Origin of the sequence: Roseicyclus mahoneyensis, assembly GCF_003148775.1 — a bacterium.
In the GTDB taxonomy this organism is placed as follows: Bacteria; Pseudomonadota; Alphaproteobacteria; order Rhodobacterales; family Rhodobacteraceae; genus Roseicyclus; species Roseicyclus mahoneyensis.
The window spans coordinates 50,939-76,660 of the sequence record NZ_QGGW01000013.1 but is presented as its reverse complement, the minus strand read 5'-3'; the positions used below and the strand labels follow the sequence as shown (position 1 = coordinate 76,660).

21 protein-coding genes are annotated in these 25,722 nt (G+C 59.8%); 3 read left to right on the top strand and 18 right to left on the bottom strand.

The window, feature by feature from the left end; genetic code table 11:
• From pglZ to C7455_RS18325, 10 genes are all read right to left on the bottom strand, one after another.
• Positions 1-972: BREX-3 system phosphatase PglZ (pglZ, locus tag C7455_RS19995; protein WP_146200048.1), on the bottom strand; the 972-nt coding region annotated here is incomplete at its 3' end.
• Positions 969-3,782 (bottom strand): DEAD/DEAH box helicase, encoded by a 2,814-nt coding sequence (locus tag C7455_RS18365; protein ID WP_109670732.1) that lies wholly within the window; start codon positions 3,780-3,782, stop codon positions 969-971. The genes pglZ and C7455_RS18365, both read right to left, overlap by 4 nt.
• Positions 3,779-6,637, bottom strand: coding sequence for a DNA methyltransferase (locus tag C7455_RS18360; protein ID WP_109670730.1), 2,859 nt, complete (start codon positions 6,635-6,637; stop codon positions 3,779-3,781). The genes C7455_RS18365 and C7455_RS18360 overlap by 4 nt, the downstream gene beginning before the upstream one ends.
• Positions 6,638-6,672: 35 nt before the next feature.
• Positions 6,673-10,398: a DUF6079 family protein gene (locus C7455_RS18355; protein WP_109670728.1), complete on the bottom strand. Its 3,726-nt coding sequence runs from the start codon at positions 10,396-10,398 to the stop codon at positions 6,673-6,675.
• Between the two features lie 10 nt (positions 10,399-10,408).
• Complete coding sequence (gene brxF / locus C7455_RS18350) at positions 10,409-10,867, bottom strand: BREX-3 system P-loop-containing protein BrxF (RefSeq protein ID WP_072244774.1); 459 nt, start codon at positions 10,865-10,867, stop codon at positions 10,409-10,411.
• Positions 10,864-11,760, bottom strand: a complete 897-nt coding sequence (locus C7455_RS18345; RefSeq protein ID WP_072244826.1) for a BrxR family helix-turn-helix transcriptional regulator — start codon at positions 11,758-11,760, stop codon at positions 10,864-10,866. Before C7455_RS18345 ends, brxF begins: the two co-directional genes overlap by 4 nt.
• A 174-nt stretch (positions 11,761-11,934) precedes the next feature.
• Positions 11,935-12,195, bottom strand: a complete 261-nt coding sequence (locus C7455_RS18340) for a WGR domain-containing protein (protein ID WP_072244775.1) — start codon at positions 12,193-12,195, stop codon at positions 11,935-11,937.
• A gap of 86 nt (positions 12,196-12,281) precedes the next feature.
• Positions 12,282-13,214: a DUF2493 domain-containing protein gene (locus C7455_RS18335; RefSeq protein ID WP_109670726.1), complete on the bottom strand. Its 933-nt coding sequence runs from the start codon at positions 13,212-13,214 to the stop codon at positions 12,282-12,284.
• Positions 13,215-13,583: 369 nt separating this feature from the next.
• On the bottom strand, positions 13,584-14,615 hold the full coding sequence (locus C7455_RS18330) for a DUF7146 domain-containing protein (RefSeq protein ID WP_109670724.1): 1,032 nt from the start codon (positions 14,613-14,615) through the stop codon (positions 13,584-13,586).
• Positions 14,616-14,618: 3 nt separating this feature from the next.
• Positions 14,619-19,007, bottom strand: coding sequence for a strawberry notch family protein (locus tag C7455_RS18325; RefSeq protein WP_109670722.1), 4,389 nt, complete (start codon positions 19,005-19,007; stop codon positions 14,619-14,621).
• A 177-nt stretch (positions 19,008-19,184) separates the two neighbouring features.
• Between C7455_RS18325 and C7455_RS18320 the strand changes: the two genes are divergently transcribed.
• The gene (locus C7455_RS18320) at positions 19,185-19,481 is read left to right on the top strand and encodes a hypothetical protein (protein WP_109670720.1); all 297 of its coding nucleotides are present in this window, start codon (positions 19,185-19,187) and stop codon (positions 19,479-19,481) included.
• 26 nt (positions 19,482-19,507) lie between these two features.
• Here the strand turns inward: C7455_RS18320 and C7455_RS18315 are convergent, their stop codons facing one another.
• Positions 19,508-20,791 (bottom strand): hypothetical protein, encoded by a 1,284-nt coding sequence (locus tag C7455_RS18315; protein ID WP_109670718.1) that lies wholly within the window; start codon positions 20,789-20,791, stop codon positions 19,508-19,510.
• A 401-nt stretch (positions 20,792-21,192) separates the two neighbouring features.
• On the opposite strand from C7455_RS18315, the gene C7455_RS18310 reads away from it, so the two are divergent.
• Entirely contained in the window at positions 21,193-21,654 is a 462-nt protein-coding gene (locus C7455_RS18310) for a helix-turn-helix domain-containing protein (protein ID WP_170119140.1), read from the top strand.
• The gene (locus tag C7455_RS18305; protein WP_170119139.1) at positions 21,651-22,256 is read left to right on the top strand and encodes a mobile mystery protein B; all 606 of its coding nucleotides are present in this window, start codon (positions 21,651-21,653) and stop codon (positions 22,254-22,256) included. Before C7455_RS18310 ends, C7455_RS18305 begins: the two co-directional genes overlap by 4 nt.
• Positions 22,257-22,259: 3 nt before the next feature.
• Here the strand turns inward: C7455_RS18305 and C7455_RS18300 are convergent, their stop codons facing one another.
• The 7 genes from C7455_RS18300 to C7455_RS18270 all read right to left on the bottom strand — a co-directional run bounded on the left by C7455_RS18300 (position 22,260) and on the right by C7455_RS18270 (position 25,638).
• On the bottom strand, positions 22,260-22,904 hold the full coding sequence (locus C7455_RS18300) for an antitoxin of toxin-antitoxin stability system (RefSeq protein ID WP_109670714.1): 645 nt from the start codon (positions 22,902-22,904) through the stop codon (positions 22,260-22,262).
• Positions 22,897-23,316, bottom strand: coding sequence for a hypothetical protein (locus C7455_RS18295; RefSeq protein WP_109670712.1), 420 nt, complete (start codon positions 23,314-23,316; stop codon positions 22,897-22,899). Before C7455_RS18295 ends, C7455_RS18300 begins: the two co-directional genes overlap by 8 nt.
• Positions 23,317-23,390: 74 nt before the next feature.
• Positions 23,391-23,588, bottom strand: a complete 198-nt coding sequence (locus C7455_RS18290) for a hypothetical protein (protein ID WP_109670711.1) — start codon at positions 23,586-23,588, stop codon at positions 23,391-23,393.
• Position 23,589: 1 nt separating this feature from the next.
• Complete coding sequence (locus tag C7455_RS18285; RefSeq protein WP_109670709.1) at positions 23,590-23,967, bottom strand: DUF6915 family protein; 378 nt, start codon at positions 23,965-23,967, stop codon at positions 23,590-23,592.
• Between the two features lie 10 nt (positions 23,968-23,977).
• Positions 23,978-24,469 (bottom strand): DUF6878 family protein, encoded by a 492-nt coding sequence (locus tag C7455_RS18280; RefSeq protein WP_109670707.1) that lies wholly within the window; start codon positions 24,467-24,469, stop codon positions 23,978-23,980.
• A gap of 101 nt (positions 24,470-24,570) precedes the next feature.
• The gene (locus C7455_RS18275; RefSeq protein ID WP_109670706.1) at positions 24,571-25,089 is read right to left on the bottom strand and encodes a DNA repair protein RadC; all 519 of its coding nucleotides are present in this window, start codon (positions 25,087-25,089) and stop codon (positions 24,571-24,573) included.
• A gap of 108 nt (positions 25,090-25,197) precedes the next feature.
• The gene (locus tag C7455_RS18270; RefSeq protein ID WP_037275716.1) at positions 25,198-25,638 is read right to left on the bottom strand and encodes a JAB domain-containing protein; all 441 of its coding nucleotides are present in this window, start codon (positions 25,636-25,638) and stop codon (positions 25,198-25,200) included.
• Between the last annotated feature and the right edge of the window lie 84 nt (positions 25,639-25,722).

Genomic DNA, 25,722 nt, shown 5'->3' with positions numbered 1-25,722 from the left:
GGCCGCTTCCACCCAGTCGCGATACGGCGCATCGATCAATGGCATGTCGGCTGCGATCCTCGTCGCACCTTCTGACACCAGTCGGGAAAGTGCCTGCGGATCGTCGATCAATCCTACCCGTATCCAATCCGGTAAGTCTGCAGGTCGGACATGTACCGCTATGGGCTGAAGGACGCCCTCCAGAAACATCGTGTCAATGATGACGCGCACATCAGGATGATCGAATGGCACAAAAAGCGCGCTATTATTATCTGCCGTCCAGTCTCCGTCCCTGCCGTCGGTCTCAACACCATACCGGACAACGAAGCGAGACCACGCATCCTGAATCAGCCGAACCATAAATGCCTTGGACGTCAGCAGTTCTGCGATTGGCAATGTTCCAAGGGGGGATTCTCTCAGGACCGCCGCAACGTGCTTTGCAAGATGTTCCGGGAGCCCGGCTCCGCGATAGTGAAGACGCAAAACTTCCCGCCAGAAATCTTCTGGCCTGTTTAGCAAATAGGGGCTGAGCCTAAAGATATGCGTCAGTATAAAATCCTTGGTGGCCCCTTCTCCAAGGAGTTGTGTCGTATGCTTCTGATATGATTGGAAAAGCGCTTCATGATGTTCAGCTTCAATCCTACGGACGACGCCGTAGTTCAGCTTGGGAAATAGATCAGCCAAACCCAGGCTGACTTGGCGCGCCGATCTGATGTAGTCCCACGGGAGTGAATTGAGATCCGTCCCCTTTAGCTGCAAGACAAGCGCCTTGGCAGAACCATCTCCACCAGCATCCCATGCCGCACGGAAGCGCTCTTCGTAATCGGCTCTGAACGATACTGAATCTTCGAAGGGGAGAACCTCAAATCCACGTTCACGAAGACCATGCAGAACTCGCTCTTCCAAGAGAAGGCCATCCGGATCCAAAGCGATCCAGAAACGGGAAAGATCCGCAGTGAATTCTCGTAGGATGCGGTCGGCCCACTGACTCATTTTCCACCAACCAGCGGTTCGCCAATACGCAGAACGAGAAGTGCATTAAGATCTGGGGAATAGGATGCTGCCGCATCTAATTTCGCCATTCGTGCAGCATGCTCGTTCTGGAGGCGGTTTCTACGAAAATCTCGAACCGTTTGAAGGCCGACCCTCCCAATGGCCTGGTGGCGAGCCTCGAAGGCGTACAGCGCCCGTGCACGCTCTTCGTCAATCCGTGTCATGTGCTCTGTGACCAGATCAGAAAACATCCGCTCGCCTTGAGAAACCGCAGCAGTTTTTGAACGGTCGAACAAGTCATCTGAGTCTTGTGAAGTATGGGGTTCGAACTGCTCGACCTGTTCAGTCAAGAGGACATCCCAAATACGCTTTGCCGTAGGTTGGAAGGCGCGCCCCTCATCATTGACGAATACCGACAAGAAGCGACGGCGGCTGAAATCATCAGCCGCAAGGCTGATTTCCCAAAGTGACCAAACGCCTTTTACACTATCAGGTAGTCCGGTTATGCGGACGGCAGGGACCGGCTGGCCGGAAACGCATCTTGGTAGGTCGGAAATCAGGGCCTGTGCCCGAGGATCTTCAAGCGTGACCCATTCTACATCAGGTCGGGCACCGGCCGTTCGCGCATCGAAGCACACCGCGGGTGACTCGCTGCCGTCAGCCCATCGTATCCGCCACGTGTCGCCATCTCGCGCAGCGTCTCCTCCACGTGCTGGCAGTCCGGTCGTAATTGCACGCTCCAGCCAAAACTGCGCCGGGTGATCCCGCCACTTTCGCGCGCCATCAGCATCCAGATCATGTCCATCTGATAGAAGATCGCTGCTCTTTCGACTGTCGACCAGCGTGGATCGAAGCTGGGCCAGAACCGCATCGCATTCCGTTTCGATCGACGCGGGGTCTTGAAGTCCCTGAACGAACAACTCGTCGAACAAGGGTTCTGCTTCAACCGAATCCATCACATCAGCGACTTTATCCACGCCAAATTCTTCTGCGATCACTGCGAGCTTTGTTTCGAGTACCTCTCGGACGCGATGCTCGACCGTGTCTTCGAGCACAAAATTGATTGCGCGCACAATATGGGGCTGGCCAATGCGATCCACTCGGCCAATCCGTTGCTCAACACGCATAGGATTCCACGGCATATCGAAGTTGACGATGATGTGGCAAAATTGAAGGTTCAGGCCCTCGCCGCCAGCATCCGTTGAGACCAAAATACGCACATCACTGGAAAAAGCTCGCTGAGCGCGGCCACGCGCTTCGAGATCCATACTCCCGTTAAGCGTAGCAACCGAGAAGCCCCTGCTCTCAAGAAAATCCGCGAGCATAGCTTGCGTTGGAACAAACTCGGTGAACACCAGAACCTTCAGCTCTGGATCGTTTTCTTCCTGTTGAATCTTGTAGATCTGCTCCAGGAGCGCCTCGGCCTTGGCGTCAGTCCCTTGTGCCTCAGTTTCGCGCGCAAGAAAGAGAAGCGCTTCGACATCTTTTCGTTCATCGCCCAGGGCTTCAAATGCCACGGCAACGTCGATCTGGTCATCACCCGTCAGCTCATGCCAATCTCCGACACCCTCCGTAGAAAAAAGCTGCAACTGACGATGATCGTCATCCAGAGCAAGAAGCCGCTTTTCCAAGGTCGCTCGAATAGCCGCAGTGCTGGATGTCACCAACCGCTGCATCAGGATCATCAAGAAACCGATGTGGCGTTGCTTGGATGCCATGGCCTGATTGTAGCCGTGGCGAACATATTCGGTGACTGCTTCGTACAAGCCCTGCTGCGCGCTGTGGCGATCCAGCCATGCGACCGGTTGTGTTCGTGTCACGCGCGGCTTGAACAACGGTTTACCTTCGGCATCAATTGCCAATCGTTTTTCGGTCCTGACGACAAAAGGACGGACACGATCACTGGATATGCTGTTTTCATCCGGAAATGCGTCACGATCGAGCAGCTGCATCAGCCGGTGAAACTGGTCCGTTTTTCCTTGATGTGGCGTTGCGGATAGAAGCAACAGGTATGGGGCAGCTTCCGCAAGCGCTGCGCCGAGCTTGTACCGAGCAACTTGATCAGTGCTGCCGCCCATACGGTGAGCCTCGTCAATGATGACGAGATCCCAGGATGCGGAAACCAAATCTTCAAAACGTTCACGGTTATAGGTGCTGAGTTGCTCTGCACTCCAGCCGCGCCGACCTTCGAGCGGCTTTACAGAATCCAGCGAACAGATCGCCTGGTCGTGCAGCCGCCAGAGGTTCTCCTCGTCATCGCGAAACTGCCGGTATGCAGAAAGCTCTGACGGCTCGATGAACTGAAAGTTCTCACCAAAATGCAGCCGCATCTCTGCCTGCCATTGTCGCACCAGCCCTTTGGGCGCGACGACAAGGATCCGCTTGGCCATGCCGCGAAGCTTCAACTCCCGGAGGATCAGACCGGCTTCGATGGTCTTGCCGAGCCCCACCTCATCCGCAAGCAGATAGCGAATTCGATCCCGGCTCATGGCGCGGTTCAAGGCATAAAGCTGGTGCGGCAACGGAACGACGCTCGACTGGATCGGCGCCAGAAGAAGGTTGTCTTCGATGGCATCCAGAAGCTTTGCCGCGGCGGCGGTATGCAAGATCTGATCGACTGACGGTCGGACGGCTTCGAGCGGCCCTAGGTCGCGCGACCTGGCGCGGACGACGGCATCCTTGCCCGGCAGCCAAACCCGGTATGAGGTCGCGCCCCACATTTCCTCTCGGTCCACAACACGGCAGGGTGCGGCATGTCGTTCATGCCAGCACCACGTGCCAATGCCATAGTCTTGGGCTGCATGCGTCACGCATCAGCCTCCGTCCGGGTCAGCGCCTGATCGTACCAAAGCAGAAGTTTCTCGTCACCTTGAAGGGTCTCATCGGGCAACTTTCTCGCGATGCCGATTATAGTTTTGTAGTCCTTTGCTGCCCAAGCGGTCTTGAAGCCTGCGCGGAGGACCTCGAGGCGTGACTCCTTCAACTGACGCTTGGTTGCGGTTTTGTAAGCCTCGAATTCCTTCAGCAGCGACCTCTCACGCTTCTGCTCAAGATCCTTCGCCTTATTCGGATCGGGCACGTACCAGCGATCAGCAGCTTTATTTTTGAGCCGCGAGTCCTCCTTCGCTATTCCGCGAAGATCTTTGAAATTGGTCGATAGGTAGCTGTGGATCTGGCTCGGCACGTCACCTTTGCCCTCGTACTGAAGAAAGTTGTCCTCCAAAAGCGAAGCCAACTCCGGACGAGTTTCATGTTTTTTCCATCCCGCACCAAGCTGACTCATAAACTCAGGGTGTAACTCTTGGTATGTTGATGGTCTCTTCTTAAGAAAATCCGAGAGCCAATCGATAGCACTTCTTTCATCCGAGATAAAAAGCTCCATTTGTGGCGCCTGAGCGGACTGGGATCTCGCCTTATCATATCCCGATACTTGCTCGGGCAAGAATATCATTCCATCACGCTCAACAAAACGTTGCCTAAGACCCTCTTGGAACTCCTGAGATGACACAGGGACGGGCAAGCTGTGCCGAACGAACCAAGCCACCATTCTATCGAAGATAATCCTCGGTTCGCGCTCCGGTATGAAGTCCAAAATACCGGCCGCAGATTTCACAACAGGCAAATAGCCAAGATGCGAGCGTGCAAAGTCCCACGCCGAGTCTTCACCTCCACCGCTTTCCGAAATCCTCTCTTCGAGTCCACCATTCGGTTTGTATGCGGAGATCACCAAGTCCTGCTTCACAGCAGTTGTTGTTGTTACTGCCTTGAAGCCTTTGTGGGACTTCTCCAAAACTGAAACGTTGGCAACGACAAAACCCGCTTCTTGCAGAGAAGTTTGAATTGAATTCCATACACTAGCCTTCGTATTGGAGAATTCTATCGTCATCCATCTACCGGGCTTTAAAACCCGATATGCTTCCTTGAAACAATCGGTCATTAAAGCTCGATAGTCGTCCACGGATTTTCTCTGTGTCTTGTTTTCAATTGCCTCGTGCAGTTGATTTGTCGTTACCTGAAGCCAAGACTCCCACAAGAAATTTAGCTCAGAGTACATGATGTTCGCCCCAAATGGGGGGTCAATAAACAGGTAATCCAATGAATTATCTGGCACCGATAGTTTTGTAGCACTACCGTTTGAAACAATTGCATCTTTTCTAGGAGCCGTGAAAGGCACCGACTTTATTCGGAGCCCAAACCGCTCCAAAGGATTGGTTTCAACCGAAATTGAGCTGATATATAGCGTTCCTTGAAGGGTTTGGCCAATTACGCCTCCGCCTCCACCGAAATAATTTGAGGCCAAGAGTCGGTTGAGGCGATTTGTCCATGCCATAGATGAAGTGAACCATAGGCCTAGTGCCGGACAATCATGAAGTTCTTGAAAGATACTCTCTCGAAGATAAGCTAGGACAGATAGTGTTCGACCAGTATAGAAGTGATGGGCATGAGTTACACCAATCCGCAGCGGTTCACCTGTCTTGTCACCCTTCATCAAAGGTGTAACAGGATACCACTCACTCGGGGCGTTGTTCGTACTTTTCTCAAAGATCGCAAGGTCAACCTCGTCAAGTTGCTTTTCATATCTCTTGCGACCTACCGAGTAGTTGAGTGCCACCGGAACTTGCTTTATCTGACGGTGTTCTCTTGACAATCCTTGGTCAAAATATGTCGTCCAAGCCCGGTCTAACTTTCTTTTTGTAAGTTCAGCATTGCAGTTTGGACAATTGAATGTGTCTTCTACTACTCCTTTGTCGCGATTAACTGCTGAATTCCAATAGTTGATTTCTTCTTGGCAGACCGAGCAAATGAAGACATCTGACCAAATGACAAAGTTCACCCAACCGACAGTCCCGAAATCTTTCAAGTTAGGATTATCATCAGCCTTAATGATCTTGGTCGCTTCAATAACAGCATCTGGGTTTGGCATATGGAGCGTCTGATACATCCAACCAAAGCGAGAGCGGGCGGAGTTAAGGATTCTTTTGGATCGCTCTTCAAAATCAAAAATATCAACAGGTGTATTGAATCCGTGAGCAATAAAGGAAGCTGCTGCAGATAGGTCATTCAACACACAGAAACGACGTCCAATCTTTGAAAAGGGAACCCATCCAGATTGTCCAATTTGATCTTGCTTCTCAAAGATGACGCCTTCGTCGTCTACCCTATATCCCAACGACTCAATTTCACGCCGATCTCCGCAAAACTGCGCTGCAACACCGGTCATGCCCGTGCCACAAAACCCATCTAGAACAACATCTCCCGGCTGTGTGTAATGAAGAATATAGCGCATGACCGCCTTGTGCGGCACTTTAGTGTGGTAACTGTGAGCATTATAAACTGGCGCGTTCTTCCCTTCTTTCACATCTGAGGCGAACGGCTCTTTTTTGTATTCGTCACTACTTTTATATGGCGAACCATAATGGCTCACATACTCTTCGAGCCAAGGGTTTGGACATGCTGTAAAATAGGGCGGATCTGACATAGCCAGGATCGCTTCATCAGACCCGTCAGGAAAGCCTTCTTGTGCCCGAAACACAGGATCTTGCAACTTCTCCGCTAGCAGCTTCGAAAAATGCTCTCGCCGCGCATCGTCACTCGGAAAGGTCAAGCCAAGGCACTCGACCGGTCCGCCGCTCTTGCCACCATCCATCTTCATTTGCTCAGTCATGTGCTTGTCTCATTTCAAAATGGGTTGGCGGTTGATCATTCGACCACGAAGCGCAGCTTTGTGGTGTCCTTGCCCTTGCAGCGGTCGGTCAGGAACGCCTCGAACCGCTTGCGCAGATCCTCGGGCGTCGCAGGCGAGCCGCCCTGGAGCAAGGCCTGGCGGATGTCGCCGCCAGAGACGACCACCTTGTCGAGCCCGGACAGGGCCTCTTGCACCGCGTTGATGAACTCGGGCGTGACAGGATCAGGCAGCGACTTGGTATCGACAAAGCCGGTGACGATCTTGCGGGACCCTTCCTTCAGCAGTTCAAAGTTCGACTGGATGATCGGATCCTCGAGGTTGTCGAGAAGCGTTTGCACCCAGCCGTCCAGCAGCTGATCGAGTTCGTCATCCAGCTGCTTGAGCACATTGGCCGCGGGCAGCATGTCGCCCTGTTCATTCGCCGGGCGGAAGTTGCAGTGCGGGCAAACCGGGCTGGCCGCCAGTTCAGAGTCGATCAGCGAGGCGCAGCTTTTCAGCTTGTCGAGCTTTTCTTCGAACGTGGTGAGCTGGCTTGTCGGCATCAGCGAGATATTCGCCAATGCCCGCATGGCAACGAGGCGGGAATCCTTACGCAGCGAGGTCTTCGTCTTGTCCTCGGACACCCCGAGACGCGCCTTGCTGTGCAGGCTGACGTAGGCCGTCACGTAGTCCTTTTTAAGCTTGCTAAGGGTCTGCCGGTGGTCTGAGCCATTCTGACTGGTTCGGTTCGTGGACAGGGCCTCAAGGACCTGTTTGCGCGCATCCTGGGCCTGCTTGACCCATGCATGGTCGGACGGCAGCACCATCTCGGCTTGGCCAAGATAGCTGGCGGTGTTCCCAAGTTCGCCAATCAGGCCGATGAGCCCCTCGACGGAGTTCAGAATCTCGAGGTTCTTGTTCTGGGCCGCGATATCGTCAGACCCAATGCGCAGGTTCTTGAGCTTGCCGACTGTGTTGTAGGGCGACAGGCTTTCCGAGAAGGCCTTGAGCTCGTCGAGCTTCGATCTCCAGTCGCGGATTTCTTCCTCGCGCAGAAGAGGCTGGCCCCAGAAGCTAAGCCGGTTCGCCATGTCGGTGGAAGCTGCAAGCACACGTTTTGTGAGCTTGCTGACTTCCTCCTGAAGCGCCTTGACTGGCTCGTCCGAGCCTTGAGTGGCTTGCTGCGCCAGACCCGGCGGCAACTCCAGCATCTCGAAGAGTGACCGGAGCACGGCAACGTTGATCTCCTTAGGCGCTTCAACATGCTTGAACTGTTTCAGCTCCTCAAGCGGACGGTCAGCAAGCAAACTGATCTTGCCTGAATCGATCTTGTCGCCGGCAATCGCCAAGACGATATCCCCCGAATAGACCAGCGATCCAAGCACAGCGACCAACAGGTCGGTTTCGAGCCGGTATTTATCAGGGCTGAAATACTCGTCCTCCATATTGCCAACCAGCAACTCGCTGCGGTTGAGCACCTGTCCGTGTCCCTTGGCCTTTAGTCGGGCTAGAACTTCTTGTGCATACCGCGATTGGACAGGATCAATACGATCACCGTCCAGCATTTCGAGGCCATCGAGAACGATCACAGCATCCTTTGTGCGGTTGCTACCGCTCAGGGCACGAAGAGCGTTTCCGATCAGTTGCTTTCTGTTGGATCCCGTGACTAGCGCAGAGAACGTTGGGTACTCCGGAGAAACATCAGAAAAACGGCTGCTCAACGCGATCCCTGCGATTACGTTGACAACATCGCGGAAGTTGATGCGCTCATCAGGCCCCAATCGAGCTTTGTCCCGAAGGGAAATGCCCTTGGTCCAGTCTCGCAGTGTTTTGGATTTCCCCTGAAACGTGACCTCGAAAGCCTCAAGCTGTTTATCCTGCAACCACTTGCCCATCTCGCGCAGCGTGTCCCGAACGCGGTCAAGGTAGACCCCCTTCGCACCACCACTTGCGGTCGACGCAAGCTCCTGCGCCGCCGCGTAGAAGCCGAGCAATCGCTTGATCGTGTCATCCGGCGCCTTCAGGCGAAAGAACACCTCATCAGCCTTCTGTTCGTCGCGAAAACGCGGTGGATCAAATGGTTGAATGAAATATAGATAGAAGTCCCTTTCCGGCTGCGCAGTGGGTCTGTCGTTAGGAGCACCAAAGAACAGATAGCCGATCCGTTCAACGCGGCGTTCCTGCCACTCAATCTGATATTGCCAAATCTGATGTCCCGTCACGTAGCTGGATTCGTCCGTGCGCTCCATGAGTTGGCGAATGGCCCCATAGTAGGCTCGATCGAGAGCATCCTCGGACAATGCTTCTGCGCGCTTCTCGATTTGGGCGTCGTAGTCCACGTCCTTCTTCAGATCGAGATAATATTGCTCCGTGTCCGGTGCCTTCGATATGAACTGACCATTTACGGTTTTTAGAGTTTCTCGCAGCGTAGTTTGCACCGCTGTCAGCAGATCATCAGATGGATCCCCACCCATATCTTCAATGCCAGGCTGGAAAAGACACAGCGTATCGCGCAGTTCCTCGGCCGTTGGACCAACTGGCACATAGATATCACCGCCAGTAGTCAATCGATGGACGGAAAGACCATCAATAATGCGTAAAGCCATTGGCTTATAGGCTGGGCGACTGAAAGCCTTGGAAACGCGTTCAGACAGTACTTCGGATACTTTAAGCACCGGCCCGATGTTTGGATCAGAGCGAAGAACGGAATTCGTTGCGACCGTCTCCCAGAACTTGTCAAAACCTATAAGTCCAGGACGGTCCGAGGGAACTTTATCTTTCAGGATTGCCTGGATCTGATCGCGCAACGTGACCAACGCACCCCGCTTTTCTGTAAAGACCAACCGTTCGAACGTCCCGATGTAATCCGGGTGCACAGGGAACAATCGCACATATTCGTCCATGCGCTCGTTCATTGATCCATAGAATTTAGAAAACGGTCCAAGATAGGCGCGAATCTTGTCCTGCTGATCTGCAGACTTTTTCAAAAGCCGCTCGGCGACAACAAAGCTTACATCTTGGCGGGCCAACAGAACCTGCGTGAACCGGTCTTTCACGCGACGCAGGCTGTCTGCCACATGCTGGAAGCGACTGCTGTCAAAAATTGCCTCTTGAACACCCGCCACAAAGCGGAACCGAAGGTGCTTGGTCACCTCACCGATCTCTCTCAGGAACGAAAGATCCAGAACCAAATCGTGGTCTTTGCGCGATCGCAGGTATTCAAGAAATTCATCCACGACCAAAAGCACACCTTGGTCGGGGTGAACCTCCGCGAATGCCGACATCATCTCTTCAAACGCGGCTTTGTTGTTGATGACTTTGTCAGCCGGCGGGAAAGAGTATGCCACGCCCTGGTTTTCAAGGAAAACCTCAAGCTGTTGCGTTATGATGTCCCGCAGGGACATTTGACTGGAAATCTCGATCCGATGCACCTTGAAACGGCCGGCGATCGCCTTGGCAGCTTCCGCGACTTGCGGATGTTGGATCATTGGCACATACGAGGCATCTTCGGCGACGAGTGACAGCACGGACATCAAATGGGACTTACCAGTCCCGTAGTTGCCAACCACAAGTACTCCCTTGTGATCAACGGCCTCGTCAAACGAGATTTGAGGTATCATGAGCTTTGAAATCCGGTCGGCCATGTCATCGGAGATGACATAAGTCGATACCAGCTTTCTGGCTTCATCAGGACGATTAGCGTCTAGCAGCTGAATAACTGACTCAATGGGTTCAAATTGGATGAGATCGCCGTAACGCATTGTCTTCCTTTCAATTAACTCTGAACGGGACCAAGCCATCACAGCCGTAGTCTTGATGTTCTGGGTGTCCTGTCGTCGCATAGGACAATCTGTTTTCCGCTAAAGAGCCGGGCCAAGCAGCTATGACGCGTCGCGCCTGAGCGTGCCGCCTAAGCAAATCAAGTGGGCTAAGCCGCAAGCTCTTGTCAAATAGCAGCTCGAGGTTGTCCAAGAGCAGGAGGCCGTTGGACGTGAAATCATCGGCCAATTCCTTCAACAGATCGGCTGCCTGCAGATGTCTTCTCGGACCCGGAATGGTGAGCAGCTCACGGCTCAGTAAAGCACCAACGTTGAGGATTTGAAGCTGCCTGCGTCTGGCCAGCTGAGCGAGTAAATCGCTCTTTCCAGAGTTTGGCGGGCCAATCAGTAACAGCAGCTTGCTGTTGACCACGGCAAGATCCTCAACAAAGCGATCAAGTGATTGGATCATGCGCCCATACCTCCAACCGCTGACCCAGATGCACTTGGGAAAGAAAGCCCAAACTCAGAAGAGTTCAGCAGGACGATCTGCTGATCTTGCGGTCGGCGCGCTGCTGGATCTGTATCAAGCCCTAGCCGTCTCAAAGCATAATAGAGTAGCGCTCGTCGGACCTTAATCTTCGCCTTGCCGCCTCGCATACCGTAGTCAAGGGAGATCACCTTGGCCTGCGTTTCCGAGAGCGCCGGGTGTGGACCGACTTCTAATACGACTTCAGCATTCCAATCACTGTCATCGTCTGGTGACACAAGGCTCTCTCGCGACTCACGTATTTCAATAATTCGCGAAAGCAGAAAATCTTTGAAGCATTCGCCAATCTGGCAATATGCCCGTGTGTGCCAGCGAAACCCGTCAAACGCGATCGCATGTGGAGCAATCCAGCGCCAGCGCGCCTCTGGATTGGAAAGTGACTGATACTTGACCTCGATTGCCTCCGCACTTCGAATTGCGCCTATGACGAAACGGAGTGTCACAGGATCGACCCCGCGCACGGGTGTCGGGGAAGCCGCGTAGGCCGGTAGATCGGCAATCCACGAATCCTCTCGGTCGAGGATGCCATCGGCAACTGATCTCAACTGAGCCAAATAGCGGCTCGCGTCCGGTTCAAGGAACTGGGGGGTGAACCCAGGACCACGGACATAGGTTCGAGCGCTCTTGTCATAGACCATATTGTCCGGTGCAAAGCCGATATAGCGGTTCAGATCCATGGAAGCCTGGTTCACGGATACCCCGAACTGAGCCATCAGATCGCTGCGGTTAACATGCCCGTCCCAGAACAGGCGGAACTCTATGAACTCGAGACGTTGCTCAACTCCCCAGCGTAAATCCGACTTGTCGTTGGACACGACTTCCTCCCCAAGACCACTGAACGCATTGAAACTATGCGCACCCAATTACTGGGCTTGCGGTGACCGTAGAGACTAGATCGCAGTTTTTCAACGTAAATCACGCAGAACCATTGCAATGACAGGCACTTTGAATCGATGCCGATGCCGGGTGTTTTGTCCGGATGACGTAGATCAGCCGACGTAGCCCCGCCGCTTCTTCGCCGCGGCAAGCTTCATCAGCGCGGTGACGGCGCGCCCTTCATCCGGATGCTGCTCGATCATCATCTGCCCGCGCGCGCCGATGCGGCCCCATTCACGTACGAGGCTCGCCCCGCCGAAGAGATCGGGCTGAATGCTCAGCCGGTAGAAGCGACGCATGTTGCGCGCCGGATCGATCCGGCGCATCTGCACGTCGGTCGGGAAGACATCGAGCTGGATCGGGCTGTGGTACATGTAGTGATCGACTGAGGTTTTCTACACAATATCAGGTGGAAGTGTGCGCTTCCACCTCGATTTCCCCGCGAGGGGAAAAAGGGGGCTCACGCCCCCTTCTCGAACTTCATGACCGGGATGCCCAGCTTCTTGGCCTTGTCGGCGAGGTTCTCCTGAATGCCATTGCCCGGGAAGACGAGGACGCCCACGGGCAGCACATCCAGCATGGCGTCGTTACGTTTGAAGGGTGCGGCCTTGGCGTGCTTGGTCCAGTCAGGCTTGAAGGCCACCTGCGTCACGCCGCGGGCTTCGGCCCATTTGGCGGCGATGAGCTCTGCACCCTTCGGGCTTCCCCCGTGCAGAAGGACCATATCTGGATACTTGGTCCGGACCTGGTCGAGCTTGCCCCAGATCAGGCGGTGATCGTTGAAGTCGGTCCCGCCGGTGAGGGCTACTTTGCGGCCTGCGGGCAGCATCACCTCGGTTTCCGCGCGGCGCTTGGCGGCGAGGAAATCGCGGCTGTCGATCAGCGCCGCGGTCATGTGCTGGCGGTTCACCATCGAACCGGTGCGAGGGCGCCAGGTCGATCCCGTGTGATGGACAAACTCGGTGGCGGCGTGATCGCGCATCATATCCATGCAGTTGCGCCGTTCGATCAGGGTCAGGCCTTCGGCCGTCAGGCGCTCGAGTTCAGTGGATTTCACCTCGGAGCCGTCCTGCTCGCGCTGGAGGCGGCGCTGCGCCTGCTCGTTCTCGTCAAGCGACCGCTCGATCCGGGCCGTGGCGCGGTGGAAGAGGTTGACCTGGCCCCAGAGCACCTCTTCGAGGTCGGGTTCCATGCGGGTGTCTTCGAGGGTCGCTACGAGGGCGTCGAAGATGTCGGCGACGGCGACCGCTAGGCGCTGCCCATCGGGCATCGGGCGCGGATCGGGCTCGTCAAAGGGACGGTAGCCATAGAGCTGCAGCTCGTCGAGCGCATGGGCGGTCTGGGATGCGGTGTGGGCGGGTTCATACGCGTCGTCGTGGGTGTGGATCGTCATCGGTTCTTGCCTCCGGGCCTCTCTCGTCCGCGCGACATCCCGCGCGGCCTTCATGGGCTGCGAAAGCCGTCACGGGGGACGCCCCTTCACCCCCTTTCGGGGCCGGAACGCATGTGGAGGAGGACGGGGGGCGGCTGATTTGCTTCGCGATGCAAAGGCGGGGCTCGTCCCCGCCGGCGGAAATCAGTCGCCCCCCGTCCTTGAAGGGGCGGCACCTTTGACGGCCGCCTGCCCATCTCTTGAAGGCCGACAGGGCTGACGGGTGGATGAGTATGGCCCGGGATGAGGCGAAGGTGACGGTCCACAGCCATGACAGGGATCCGTGACCCCTGCGCCGCTGTCCCCTGACCGCCCCCCGCGCGATGCAGCTCAGCCTGACAGGCGATGCCGATCCACTGGCCCGATCTGACTTGCCAGATGCTGGCGCAGCGCCTCTTTGCCGTTCGCCCGGAGATCATCGTTGAAATCCCCGAGCCGCGGTTCCAGCACCCGGACGGCAATCCCGGCATCAAGGGCGCTGGCGCTCAACCTCTCTGCCGCGCCCCGCCCCGCCCGATCGCGGTCGATGGCGATGTAGAGGCGCTGCACCCCCTCTGGTAGCAGGGTGGACCCGAGGTGACCCGACGAGAGTGCCGCCCAGACGGGAAGGCCTGGGGCTGCCTCAACAAGCGAAAGCATGGTCTCGATGCCTTCGCCGACCACGAGGATGTCGTCATGCGGGGTCAACCTGACGGCGTTGCCGAGGAGGTGACCCATGGCACGCCGCTGCGTCTCGAAAGCCGCCTTCCCCTGACCGTCAGGCGCCAACCAAGTGCGATGCACACCCTGCAAGGCCCCTGCCCCATTGGTGACAGCCGCGATCAGCGCCGGTCTGGGGACAGGCTTGCTCTGGCTCTCATCCCGATGCCAGCACTTGGGGTGGAAGCGCAGGGCGCTCATCTTGCCGCCTTGGGTGAGGCCCCGGGCGCGCAGATAGCTGTCGGCAAGCGTGCCTGCGACCGGCACGGAGGCTGCAAACAAACGCGCTGCCGCCGCTGGTGTGCCGCCGGGGGCCTTGGCCTTCTTCGGCACCGATGCATCCGTGCGGACCGGCTGCGGACGGCCCAAATGCGCTCGGGCCTCGGCCAGAAGATCGGGAAAGCGCGAGATCCCGGTTCGCTCGCGGATGATGTCGAGGAGATCGCCATGCAGTCCGACAGCCGCGTCCTGCCATTTGCCACGGGCTCCCGGTCCTGATGTGGGTCCAGTCAGCCGCACGAAGAGCGACCGGCCGTGGTTGTTCTGCAAATCGCCGACGATCCAGTAGGACCCCTCCCGCCGTCCGGCGGGAAGGTAGGCGCGACACACGCTCTCTGCATTCTCCGCGAGTGCGCGGATCACATCTTCGGTCTCGGAATACATGGCTCAACACCCTCCGCGCGCATGTAGTCCTGTCACGGGACAACGTGCAAGCAGACGATCAAGCACTGCGATGCCGCTGGAGTCTGCTGGGCAGAAGAGCCGCAACTTCCAGGCAATGATCTCGGAGAAGAAGCCATCGGCCTTGAGCCGGTCCTTGGCCGCTTCTGTGAACCCGGACAGCTCGATCCGGTTGACGCCCATGGCGCGGGACCGGTGCAACTCCATCCCGTCAGTCAGCCGTATCACGGTCTTGCCCTCCAGAACGAGGGCATGAACCTGTGCGGCTGTCAGCTGCGGCGCGTCATCCGCCAGCGTCGTCGCGACCCAGGCGGGCGAAACGCGGCGACCGATGATGCGCTGGCCATCGTCGGTTTGCAGTCGGTAGACGCGGGTCTCATCCTGCGGCAGTTGCTTCCAGATCGGCAGCAGCAGCCCCGCCACGATGTGCAGCGTGGTTTCCGTGAATTCCGGCACCTCGGCCAGTTCGGCAGTCCAAGCGGCGGTGAATGCCGCGTGGTCGGCCTCGAGCCAGTGCGTGTCGTCCATCAGCTTTGCAGGCACGGTGCTGGCGTCAGTCGGGCGGATCAGCCGCAGGCGGGGCTCGATGGTGCCGTCGTCCAGCATCAGGCTGGTGGCGGGCACCTGCACGGCGGCCCGGCCCGAGCGGCTGTTGACGAGAAGGCGAGCCTTGGGATCGTCGAGCCAGTCCAGCGCATCCGCGAGCGCGGTCGGCGTGTTGCGCCGCTTTTCCGCGATGGTCAGAAGCTGGGTTTCCGCACCCGAGCCAGGATGGGTATAGATGACCCGCGCGTCCGTGACGCGGAAGCTCTCTGCGCGGAGCGTCTCGAGCCCGAGGTCATAGACCGCGGCAGCGATAGCACCCTCGATCCGCGCATCGAGAAGTTCCTCGAAGGCCGAGAACAGCACGGCCTGCATGTCGATCGTCAGCGCGAGCAGGCGATTGAGGAAGGTCGTGATCGGCGGCAGGTCGTCCTTCAGACCGTTGTCATCGGTCAAGCTCAAGCCGGTCGCATCCTCGAAGGCCCCGAGCGAGCAACCCGTCACGTCGCCGCGATAGATGCGGCGATAAAGCTGGCGCAGCGCGTCGCGGGCATAGGGGCTCTCGAGGTTGTCCTCGGGGCGGAACAGCCCCTGCCCGCCGGTCTGGCGCTGCCCGCGCGTGATGGCGCCGAGCGTGTCGAGGCGGCGCGCGATGGTGGAGAGGAAGCGTTTCTCTGCTTTCACATCCGTGGCCACTGGCCGGAACAGCGGCGGCTGCGCCTGATTGGTGCGATTGGTGCGCCCAAGGCCCTGGATCGCGGCGTCGGCCTTCCAGCCGGGTTCCAGAAGGTAATGGACCCGCAGTCGTTGGTTTTTCGCGCCAAGGTCGGCGTGATAGCTGCGCCCCGTGCCACCGGCATCCGAAAAGATCAGGATGCGCTTCTGGTCATCCATGAAGGCGGCGGTTTCCGCGAGGTTGGCAGACCCCGCCCGGCTTTCCACGACAAGACGCGCGGCAGGACCCTCGCCCTTGCGCACGATGCGGCGCGAGCGGCCCGTGACCTCGGCCACGAGGTCGGTGCCGAAGCGTTGGATGATCTGGTCGAGCGCGCCCGGCACGGGCGGCAATGACGCCAGCTTCTCGATCAGCGCGTCGCGCCGGCGCGCAGCCTCGCGGCATTCGACCGGCTGGCCATCCCGCACCACGGGCCGGGACGACAGATTGCCCTCGCTGTCGGTGAAGGGCTCGTAGAGCTGCACCGGGAAGGAATGCGCGAGGTAGTCCAGGACGTACTCGCGCGGCGTGATGTCGACGCGGATGTCGTTCCATTCCTCGGTGGGGATCTCCGACAGGCGGCGCTCCATCAGCGCCTCGCCGGTCGAGACGATCTGGATGACGGCCGCATGGCCCGCTGCGAGATCGGCCTCGATGCTGGAGATCAAGGTGGGGGTTTTCATCGAGGTCAGCAGATGGCCGAAGAAGCGCTGCTTGGCGGACTCGAAAGCCGAGCGGGCGGCGGACTTGGCCTGGCGGTTCAGCGTACCGCCGGATTCGCCAGTAATGTTGGCCGCTTCCAGCGCCGCGGACAGGTTCCGATGTATGACTCCGAAGGCGAGCGCATATGCATCATAGATCCCGCGCTGCTCCGGCGTCAGCGCATGTTCCAGCATCTCGTATTCGACGCCGTCATAGGACAGCGAGCGCGCCGTGTAGAGGCCAAGCGACCGCAAATCGCGGGCCAGGACCTCCATCGCGGCAACGCCGCCAGCTTCGATAGCTTGCACAAATTCCGCCCGCGTCGAAAACGGAAAGTCCTCGCCACCCCAGAGCCCGAGGCGCTGCGCATAGGCGAGGTTGTGCACCGAGGTTGCGCCGGTGGCCGAAACATAGACCACGCGGGCATTGGGCAGCTTATGCTGCAGGCGCAGGCCCGCCCTGCCCTGCTGCGAGGCCGTGACATCGCCGCGCTCGCCCTTTGATCCGGCGGCGTTGGCCATGGCATGGCTTTCGTCAAACAAGATCACCCCGTCGAAATCAGCCCCGAGCCAGTCGACGATCTGATCGACGCGGGACTTTTTTGCGCCCCGCTCCTCGGATCTCAGCGTGGCATAGGTGGTGAACAGAATGCCTTTGGTCAGCGGAATGTCCTTGCCTTGGGCAAAGCGCGACAGCGGCGTGACGAGCAGCCGCTCTTGCCCCAAGGCAGACCAGTCGCGCTGCGCATCTTCCAGCAGCTTGTCGCTTTTGGAAATCCAGAGCGCCTTGCGCCGGCCTTGCGCCCAGTTGTCCAGAACAATTCCGGCCGACTGGCGGCCCTTGCCCGCGCCAGTGCCATCGCCAAGGAAGAAGCCGCGCCGGAAGCGGATGGCATCGGAATCATCCTCTTTGGCGGCCGAGACCATGTCGCCGGTTTCATCGACGCACCACAACCCCGCAAGATGCGCGGAATGCGCTTCGCCCGCATAGATTACCGTCTCGAGCTGCGCGTCGGAAAGGAGGCCGTCGCGCAGCACGGCGGCGGGGAGTTTCGGACGATAGGAGGGTTTCGGGGGCGCGACAGATGCCATCGCCGCCGACTGCACCAGCTTAGTCGGGTGCGGGGCCGCGCCGGGGATGTCGATCGCCTGCAGACGGAAGGTCTCGTAGATCGCATCGGACAGGCGCGCAGCGCCGTGGTCGTCCTCCGTCTCGCGCAGCGTGTAGGCGAGGTCTTCGGCATCTGGCGCAGAGACATTCGCTGCGACGCTGGCCGACGGAGTGGCACGCGGGTTCCCAGCCACTGTGCCAGACGCACGGGCAGGAATTCCCGGGAAGGGGGAAGAGGACCGGGATGGAGCGACATCGACCGCGTCCAGCGTGAGGCGCGGCGGGACCTCGGCCAAGATCCGGGCGAGGAGCTGCGCCACATCGGCAGCCATTGGCTGGCTGAGATCAGCGGTGATGCCACCCAGCTCGCCGCCCCGGCATTTGTCGAAGACCGAAATCCGCGTCTCGAAGCTGGTGCCATGCTTGGCGAAGGCGGCGCCCGACACAGCGCCGGTGAAGACCAGATGCGCGGTCTCGGTGAGCCGGCTGAAGGTCTCGGACCAAACGGGCGCATCCGGCGCGAAGCTAGCGCCGGTAATCGCGACCAGACGCCCGCCGGAGGCCAACCGGGAAAGGGCCGAGCGCAAGTGCCGCGCCGTCGCCTCGGTCGTCCGGCCATCGACATTGGCCACCGCCGAGAATGGTGGGTTCATCAGGATGACGCTCGGGCGCAGGCCCGCGTCCAGATGATCGTCGATCTGCGCGGCGTCAAAGGTGGTGACGGGTCGCTCCGGAAAGAGGAGGCGCAGGAGGTCGGCGCGGGTGTCGGCCAGCTCGTTCAGCGCGAGACTGCCGCCAGCGATCTCGGCGAGGATCGCGAGAAGCCCGGTCCCGGCGGAAGGCTCGAGGACGAGGTCACGCGGGGTGATCTGCGCAGCCGCCAAGGCCGCGAGCCCCATGGGCAGCGGCGTCGAGAATTGCTGGAAGCGCTCCATCTCCTCCGAGCGGCGGGTGTGCGTCGGCAAGAGGCCGGCCACCTTGGCGAGGATCGGCAGCAGCGCGGCAGGCGAGCCCGCCCGGGCGAGCAGTGCACGGCCGAATTTCCGCAGGAAGAGGACGAGCGCCACTTCGCCCGCCTCATAGGCAAGCTTCCAGTCCCAGGCACCATCGGCATCGGAGCCGCCAAAGGCGCGCTCCATCTCAAGCCGCAGACGCAGCGCGTCGATCTGGAAGCCTTGGGCGAGATCGGGCTGCAGAGCCTCGGCCACGGCGAGGATCGCGGGCGCGGGTGCGGGCGCGGGCGCGGGCGCGGGATCACTAGATTGGACAGGAACGGGAGGCGCAACAGGCGCGAGATAAGTCATCGGGAAACTCCGGAATGGGGGACGGGGACAGGCCCGGACGCCCTCTCTCGGGCACCCTCAGGCCTGATCTTCCCCGGCCCATCTCTCCCTCTCGAGCCGATGCGTCCCGGACGCTTGGCTTGATTTTGTTCCTGTTATGTTCTATATTGAAGGCCAAGCCAGAAAGGGAGTTTCACGATGGACAGCACCACATACACCCTGCCCGCGACACCGAAGCAGATCACCTATGCGCGCTCGCTGGCCCTGCGCAACCAGACCCTTCTGCCCTGGGAGGTTCAGCAGGACCGTCGGTCGCTCAGCGCCTGGATCGAGGCGCAGGCCAAGCTGAAACCGTTATCCAACATGGACCGGCTGCCGACATCGAAGCAGGTGGCCTTCGCGGAGAAACTCGCCCGGATCAAACGGCGCGCCGTTCCAGAGGAATGCTTCCGCGACAAGGGGCTGATGTCGAAGTGGATCGACGGGAACAAGTAGTACCGGATCGGCGAAACCGCGTTCCTTCAGAAGTCGATCCAGATGGTCTCGGTGCGCTTGCCTGCCGTGCCATCCTTCCGAAACCGTGGTCCCTCGACAGTGAAGAAGGATCGGTTCTCGGTGATGTTCATGCTGGTCCGAGAGACTTGAATGCGCGTGATCTTGCCCTTGTGTGATTGAACCAGGATGTCGCCCACAGCGATGCCCAGAATTGTGCAGCACAGATCGGCTTGTTCGGCCTCGATCTCTTCACCCCAACGCTCCATCTCGTCGGACAAGCGGTCCCATGCCCTTCGGGCTTTCAGCATCGGGTGATCTCCCCCGAACCAGATGCGATCCGCGATGGCGATCTGATCGTCCGGGATATCCCGCTCCAAGGCGTAGGTGCTGCGCTCCAACATCTCGTGCACACGTTCGGCCTCGATCAGCGCCCGTAGACGGGGCCAATGCTGCTTTATCCGCACGCGGCCAATCACCGGCGGGATCTCCACTTCCTTCGATGGCATCAGGTCGATCGGCATGATGTCACGCAAGGCGACCTTCTCGGTCTTGAAGGTCTCGGTATCAGCACCGCGGTAATGCAGTGCGGTCATGGTGCAATCTACCCAGAGTTCGGTGGGCGACACGCAGAGCTGACTGTTGGCTGTCGTGTAGTTTTCCGAAGAGTAGACGTGATGCGCGGACCAGGCGTGATCGAGCGTGACGAGCGGCATGACGACATGCGCAAGCTTCTGTTCGCGCACCAACATCGCCAGTTGGGCTATCCGCTCCTGCAGATGCGCCGTCAGTCGGATCAGGATGGACGGCTCCTTCCGGTCCTCGTCGAAGCTGCGGTCAGCGCGGGGCAGCACAAGGACCTGTGGCTTTGCCACCGGAAGTATCTTGTCGACGAGACCGGCAAGACTTTGCGTGACGCCATGGGTCAACGCGACATCGACATCGCCATTCTTGACCCAGACGAGATAGCGGTTCTGGATGAGGAGCAGCAGCTGTGTGGCGATGTCGGGAGGCATGTCCCTGATCTCGTTGGACACGACCTTTGTGGCCCCAAGGTCGCCCCCCTTCGCCACGAACTCCAGAAGCGCCTGATCGACGAACTTACGCTGAATCGGCGACAGGCTGACGGCGCCCGGACGCGGTCGCGGACGCGCGAGGGCTTTCCGGCGCTCCTCGATTTCCTCGCGAAATGCCCGAAGCGGAGGACGCCGTGGCGTTTGGCCTGCTTCTACGCGCGCCCAGTATCCCCGGGGCGGTTTCGGCACCTGAAGGCGCGCGCAGAGCTTGGCGACGGCAACGTCCGAGATGCCCATGTCACGTGCTACCTCCACAGTCGGCTTCTCCCAAATGAGCGCAAAAAGCTCCTCGCGCGATATGTCCACTCTCTGCTTCCGACAACCACAGGCCTTTGTTCCGAATAGAACTTTTTAAGTCGACATGCCATGACTTCGCCCTGCCTAAGGCAAGCCGCCGCACGAAGCGGATGACGACGTCGACAGGGACCCGAGAGAGCTTTGATCAGGGCAAACCGCGCCGGGAACATGATCATAGCACAACCGTTTGCCACATCACAGCTTGGCAAAATCAATACGTTTGCCAATCTGTGATAGCGCGCCACAAGCGTCTATGCACATCTATGATGTTGCAATCTTAGCCTTTCTGCCATAGCATAGAATTGCATTTAATGCAGGAATGCAAACTCTCAGGTTGGCAGATGTCCGTCACTCGCGCGAAGCAACGTCAGGCCCAAGATCGGATCAACCAGGCCGCCAGCCTGGCAAAGTCGCTTGCGAGGCCTGTCGGCGGCTGGATCGCCGCGTTCCTGGAGGCGATCGGGATGAACGCGCCCGCCCTCGCGGAACGCCTCGGTGTCTCGCGCAACACAATTTATGCATCGATCAAGAATGAGCAGGCGGGAACGATCTCGCTGAACCAGCTCGAGAAGATCGCCGAGGCTATGGGTGGACGTGTCGTCTATGCCATCGTCCCGCGCGAGGGACCGGTCGAGGAAATCGTCCTTGCCCAAGCGCGCGCGAAAGCCCGCCGCATCATCCAGCGCACGCGCGCGCACATGGCGCTGGAAGAGCAAAGCGAGGGGCTACGAAGCGAGGCCGAGATGGTCGAGGAACTTGCAGCTGACATCATGCGCGAAGGCCGCCGGGACTTCTGGCAATGACGCTGGAGCTTCATGAACCCGCAGGGGCGACACCCCTGACACCGGACGAATTGCTTGGCCTCAAGGCCAAGCACATCGCGACCCGCGGCGAGTTGAACGAACTCGAAGGCGAAAACATCATCGCCGGTCTGACCTGGCTCGACCGACGACCCAAGTCCTTCGATCTGCTGACCGATGCTGCCGTCCGCGAGATCCACAAGCGCCTCTTCGGCGAGGTCTGGGATTGGGCAGGGGTCTACCGTCTGACAGACAAGAACATTGGCGTGCCGGTTTGGCACATTTCGACCGAACTGCGCACCTGCCTCGATGACGCCCGGCACTGGCGCGACCACAAGAGCTTTGACCCGCTGGAAGCCACGGCGCGCCTGCATCATCGCCTGGTCTGGATCCATCCCTTCGCCAACGGCAACGGTCGTTGGGCGCGGATCATGGCAGACGCCTACCTGGCGAAGATCGAACCAGACATCTTCCTCGACTGGTCCGGCGACGGCACACTGAATGCCGACAGTGACCACCGCACGGGCTATATCGCGGCCCTGCGGGCAGCTGATCAGCACGACTTTGACCCCTTGGTGGCGCTCGTCAGATCGATGGCCCGATAGTCCTCACCCGAACCGCCGCCCGGCTTCTGTAAACGTGTACTCGTTGACGATGATCCCCTCCTCGATGGCCTCGTCCGAGGTCAGGTGGTCGTATTCGGCCTCAAGCTGGCGGTAGAGCCAGCGGGCCAGATCGCGCAGCGCCTCGGTCACGATCTCCTCGGCGTCCTCGGTCGGCGGTTGCCACCTCGGGCTATCCCTCCCAACGTCGATCGACATGGTGTGTTCGTGGTAGTAGCGACCACGGTGGCTGACCTCGGCGGCGAGTTGGTAGAAGTTCCGCCGCTGGATGGCCTGCAGCCGGTCCGCGATGCCATGCAGCGTCGCGTCCGTGGGCGCGTAATCCCGGATGCGCGCGGTCGCACCCTTGGCATGGGACCAGTAGGCTTCGAAGCACGCCCCGTCCCCCTGGCTCCAGAACCCGGAGAACCAGATGCAGGGCTTGGCCCGTGTCCCGCCGCCCATCAGGCGGACGGGCGTGGTCTTCAGGCGGATGCCGAGGATTTCGCAGATGCGCTCGAAATCCTCATAGACCGCGTCCCACCAGTCGTCGTGGGGGCCGAGCTCGCGATACCAGCTGCGCGCCTTTTCCTTGGCGGCCTCCGAGAGTTCGGGGAATTGGTAGACGGTGGTGCAGATGACCTCAGGCATCGGCGTCCTTCCCGTTGAGCGCGGCGACCAGCCACTCTTGTGTGCTGATCCAGCCGATGGATTTGCGCGCGCCGAGGTCGATGACATGCGCGCCGCCGCCGAAGGCGTCGAGGCGGGGTCGGGAGCAGGTCAGGGCGTACTCGAACCCCCAGAGACCAGTGAGGTCGAGCTCTGCTGCAAGGCGCAGCACGAAGCGGATAACCGCCTCGACATCGCCGTGCTCGTCGTCATGGATCCAGAGGGTGCTGCCCTCGGGTGCATCCTGGCGCGTGAGACTGAAGCCCGCGACCTCCGGGTCGTCGGCATTCTGATCAGCTTCGCGCAGTTCCTGAAACAGCGCGAGCGCGCGGGCGGCCTTGTCGGGGCTGCCGACGTCGATCAGGCATGAGAAATGGGTGAAGTAATCCGCCATGGGGACCTCCTGAATGGGGAAGACCCGGCCGAGCGGCCGGGCGCTGGATTGGGAGAAAGTGTGGTTGGAAGCGATCAGCCGGTGGGACTGTCGCCCACCGCCTGTCGCGCGGCATGCGCGCAGAGCATCTGCCCGTAGAAGCGCTTGCGCGCAGCCCGGAAACCGCGAACGGCGCGCGTGTCTGGGTGCAGCGCCCGGACCGCCGCGCGCAAAACAGCGTAGGTCGACGCTGTAGCGGGCAGGCCGAGGCGCTGATAAGCCGGATCGGTCATCTCAGGTGACCTCGACCACAGGCGAGGCGAGATACGGATCGACCAGCGCCTCGATCCGCGCCGACCGGCCCATCCAAGGCTCGGGCCGGATGGCCTTCACCCAGTCGGCGAAGCTCGGGATGAAGCCGAGGTCTTCCTTCACATGTTGCTCGCCAACCCAGCGGGGCGGGATGACACGTCCAGTCGAGAGTGTGAGGGTACGGCCGAAGATCGTCTCGGCCATGAAGATGCCCTCGGCATGGTGGCGGAGCGCCCGGTGCCGGAAGTCGGCCGTGATCTCCTTGCTCTGGTCGAACCAAGCATGCACGGCCATGAAATCCTCGACCGTGCCACCCCATTTCTTCACCGAGGACAGAGCGTGGTGGTAGGGATGTGCCATCGCCGCCCCCTCAGAAATCATGGGTGAAAAGTTCGGACGAGGTGAAGCGCTCGTTGAACTCGAGGTGGATGCAGCGGGCCGCAGCGTCGAAGCAGAACTCGCCCCAGGCGCCGTCGTTGTTCTCCCAGCCGCCATGCGTGTCGGAGAGGAAGTCGTAGGCGAGCTGCTCGACGACATCCTCCAGCGACAGCTGCCGCATCTCCACCTCGGGGTTGTCCCAGGTCAGCGCCGCGTATTCGATCTCGGTGGCGGGGAACTCGACGGCGGTCTCGCCGGACCATGCGCCGATGCTTTCGATCTGACCGCTATCACCGGCACCGTCGAAGGTAACGGTGACATGGGTGATGCCGGCGGCCGTGAGGCCATCGAAGAGGCGATCCTTGTTGCCGGGACGCAGCGCGTCGATCCGGGCCGCGCGCTCGGCATGCGCGGCGAAGATCTGGCCCATATCGACGGTCGATGGTGCCAACGGCGGCGTGAGGGTGGGTTCAGTCAGGGTCATCGGGTGTCTCCGGTAATGGGAAGGGATCGAAGCCGGGCCGGGCGATCTCTCTCCCCCGGACAAGCTCCAAATCCCCCCTGCCCCTCTCTGCCTCTCGGGCCTCACGCAGCGACCTGCAGCGCCCGGGCAGCGAAGGCGCGCCAGAGCGGGTCGACGAGCCGCGCATCGAGAAGATCGGCGCGGTGGCGCAGCCGTCTCGCCTTATCGGGCTCGCCCCAGCCAGCAGCGCGGTCCGCCTGCGCGCGTAGCTGGCTTGCCTCGGTCACGACGCCGCGCGCCTCGGCCGCGCTCGACACCAGGTGGCACCAGGCGACGGCGTAGTCACTGGCGGCCCCAGCCAGCACGAGGCGCGCGTCGCGGTCGAGGATGGCCAAAAGCTGGGGCGGAGCGTCCGGGACGATCCCCTCGGCATGATCGATCGCGCCCTGCATGGCCTCGGCCAGCGTCGCGAAACGGGTGATAACGAGCGGAGCGGCCCGGCCCGACAGCAGGTCGGCCGGTGCGCGACGCGTCAGCGTCAGTGCGAAGGGATGGTTGGGATCGTTGTCACCCGAGAGAACATGCGGCGGGACGCCCCGCGCGTGGGCGGTCGGGTGGATGGGAAAGGGCAGATCGAACATGGGAAGATCTCCGACGGCGCGGAAAGCCTCTCTTCCCGCTTCACTGTCAAAGACCAAACCGCCGCCCTCTTCCTCGAAGGGGCGGCGGTGGCAGGTCCGCAGGGAACGTCAGAGCTTGCCGAGGGCCCGCAGGCTCAGCTCGGTCCCGGCCCCGACGATGATGTGGTCGTGCAGCGTCAGACCGAGGTACTTGCACCCCTTCTGGATCTCCTTGGTCATGCTGAGATCGGCCTCCGACGGCGTCGGATCGCCCGATGGATGGTTGTGGATCAGGATCAGGGCGCTGGCGTTCAGCATCAAAGCCCGCTTGATCACCTCGCGCGGATAGACCGGGACATGGTCAACCGTGCCGGTCGAGAGAAGCTCATCGGAGATGATGCGGTTCTTGCGGTCGAGGTATAGGACGTGGAAGCGCTCGATCGGACCGCGGACGGTCAGCGCGCAATAGTCCATCAGCGCCTGCCAACTGCCGATGACGGGGTTTTGGCTGAGGTAGCGGCCGAGGATGTCGCGGGCCTCAAGGACGATGGTTTCTTCCTGGGGGGTCATGGGAGTCTCGCTGAAATGCGCAGTCCCAAGCCCCCTGCCCTCTCGGGGCGGAGCCAGTGGCATGCATGTGGAAGAGGAAAGCGC

Bases quoted from the DNA above. Each gene is read 5' to 3' on its own strand.
- C7455_RS18360 (WP_109670730.1), bottom strand. From the start codon at position 6,637: ATGACTGAGCAAATGAAGATGGATGGTGGCAAGAGCGGCGGACCGGTC.
- C7455_RS18355 (WP_109670728.1), bottom strand. From the start codon at position 10,398: ATGCGTTACGGCGATCTCATCCAATTTGAACCCATTGAGTCAGTTATT.
- brxF (WP_072244774.1), bottom strand. From the start codon at position 10,867: ATGATCCAATCACTTGATCGCTTTGTTGAGGATCTTGCCGTGGTCAAC.
- C7455_RS18340 (WP_072244775.1), bottom strand. From the start codon at position 12,195: ATGTACCACAGCCCGATCCAGCTCGATGTCTTCCCGACCGACGTGCAG.
- C7455_RS18335 (WP_109670726.1), bottom strand. From the start codon at position 13,214: ATGACGATCCACACCCACGACGACGCGTATGAACCCGCCCACACCGCA.
- C7455_RS18330 (WP_109670724.1), bottom strand. From the start codon at position 14,615: ATGTATTCCGAGACCGAAGATGTGATCCGCGCACTCGCGGAGAATGCA.
- C7455_RS18325 (WP_109670722.1), bottom strand. From the start codon at position 19,007: ATGACTTATCTCGCGCCTGTTGCGCCTCCCGTTCCTGTCCAATCTAGT.
- C7455_RS18320 (WP_109670720.1), top strand. From the start codon at position 19,185: ATGGACAGCACCACATACACCCTGCCCGCGACACCGAAGCAGATCACC.
- C7455_RS18315 (WP_109670718.1), bottom strand. From the start codon at position 20,791: ATGGGCATCTCGGACGTTGCCGTCGCCAAGCTCTGCGCGCGCCTTCAG.
- C7455_RS18310 (WP_170119140.1), top strand. From the start codon at position 21,193: ATGTCCGTCACTCGCGCGAAGCAACGTCAGGCCCAAGATCGGATCAAC.
- C7455_RS18305 (WP_170119139.1), top strand. From the start codon at position 21,651: ATGACGCTGGAGCTTCATGAACCCGCAGGGGCGACACCCCTGACACCG.
- C7455_RS18300 (WP_109670714.1), bottom strand. From the start codon at position 22,904: ATGCCTGAGGTCATCTGCACCACCGTCTACCAATTCCCCGAACTCTCG.
- C7455_RS18295 (WP_109670712.1), bottom strand. From the start codon at position 23,316: ATGGCGGATTACTTCACCCATTTCTCATGCCTGATCGACGTCGGCAGC.
- C7455_RS18290 (WP_109670711.1), bottom strand. From the start codon at position 23,588: ATGACCGATCCGGCTTATCAGCGCCTCGGCCTGCCCGCTACAGCGTCG.
- C7455_RS18285 (WP_109670709.1), bottom strand. From the start codon at position 23,967: ATGGCACATCCCTACCACCACGCTCTGTCCTCGGTGAAGAAATGGGGT.
- C7455_RS18280 (WP_109670707.1), bottom strand. From the start codon at position 24,469: ATGACCCTGACTGAACCCACCCTCACGCCGCCGTTGGCACCATCGACC.
- C7455_RS18275 (WP_109670706.1), bottom strand. From the start codon at position 25,089: ATGTTCGATCTGCCCTTTCCCATCCACCCGACCGCCCACGCGCGGGGC.
- C7455_RS18270 (WP_037275716.1), bottom strand. From the start codon at position 25,638: ATGACCCCCCAGGAAGAAACCATCGTCCTTGAGGCCCGCGACATCCTC.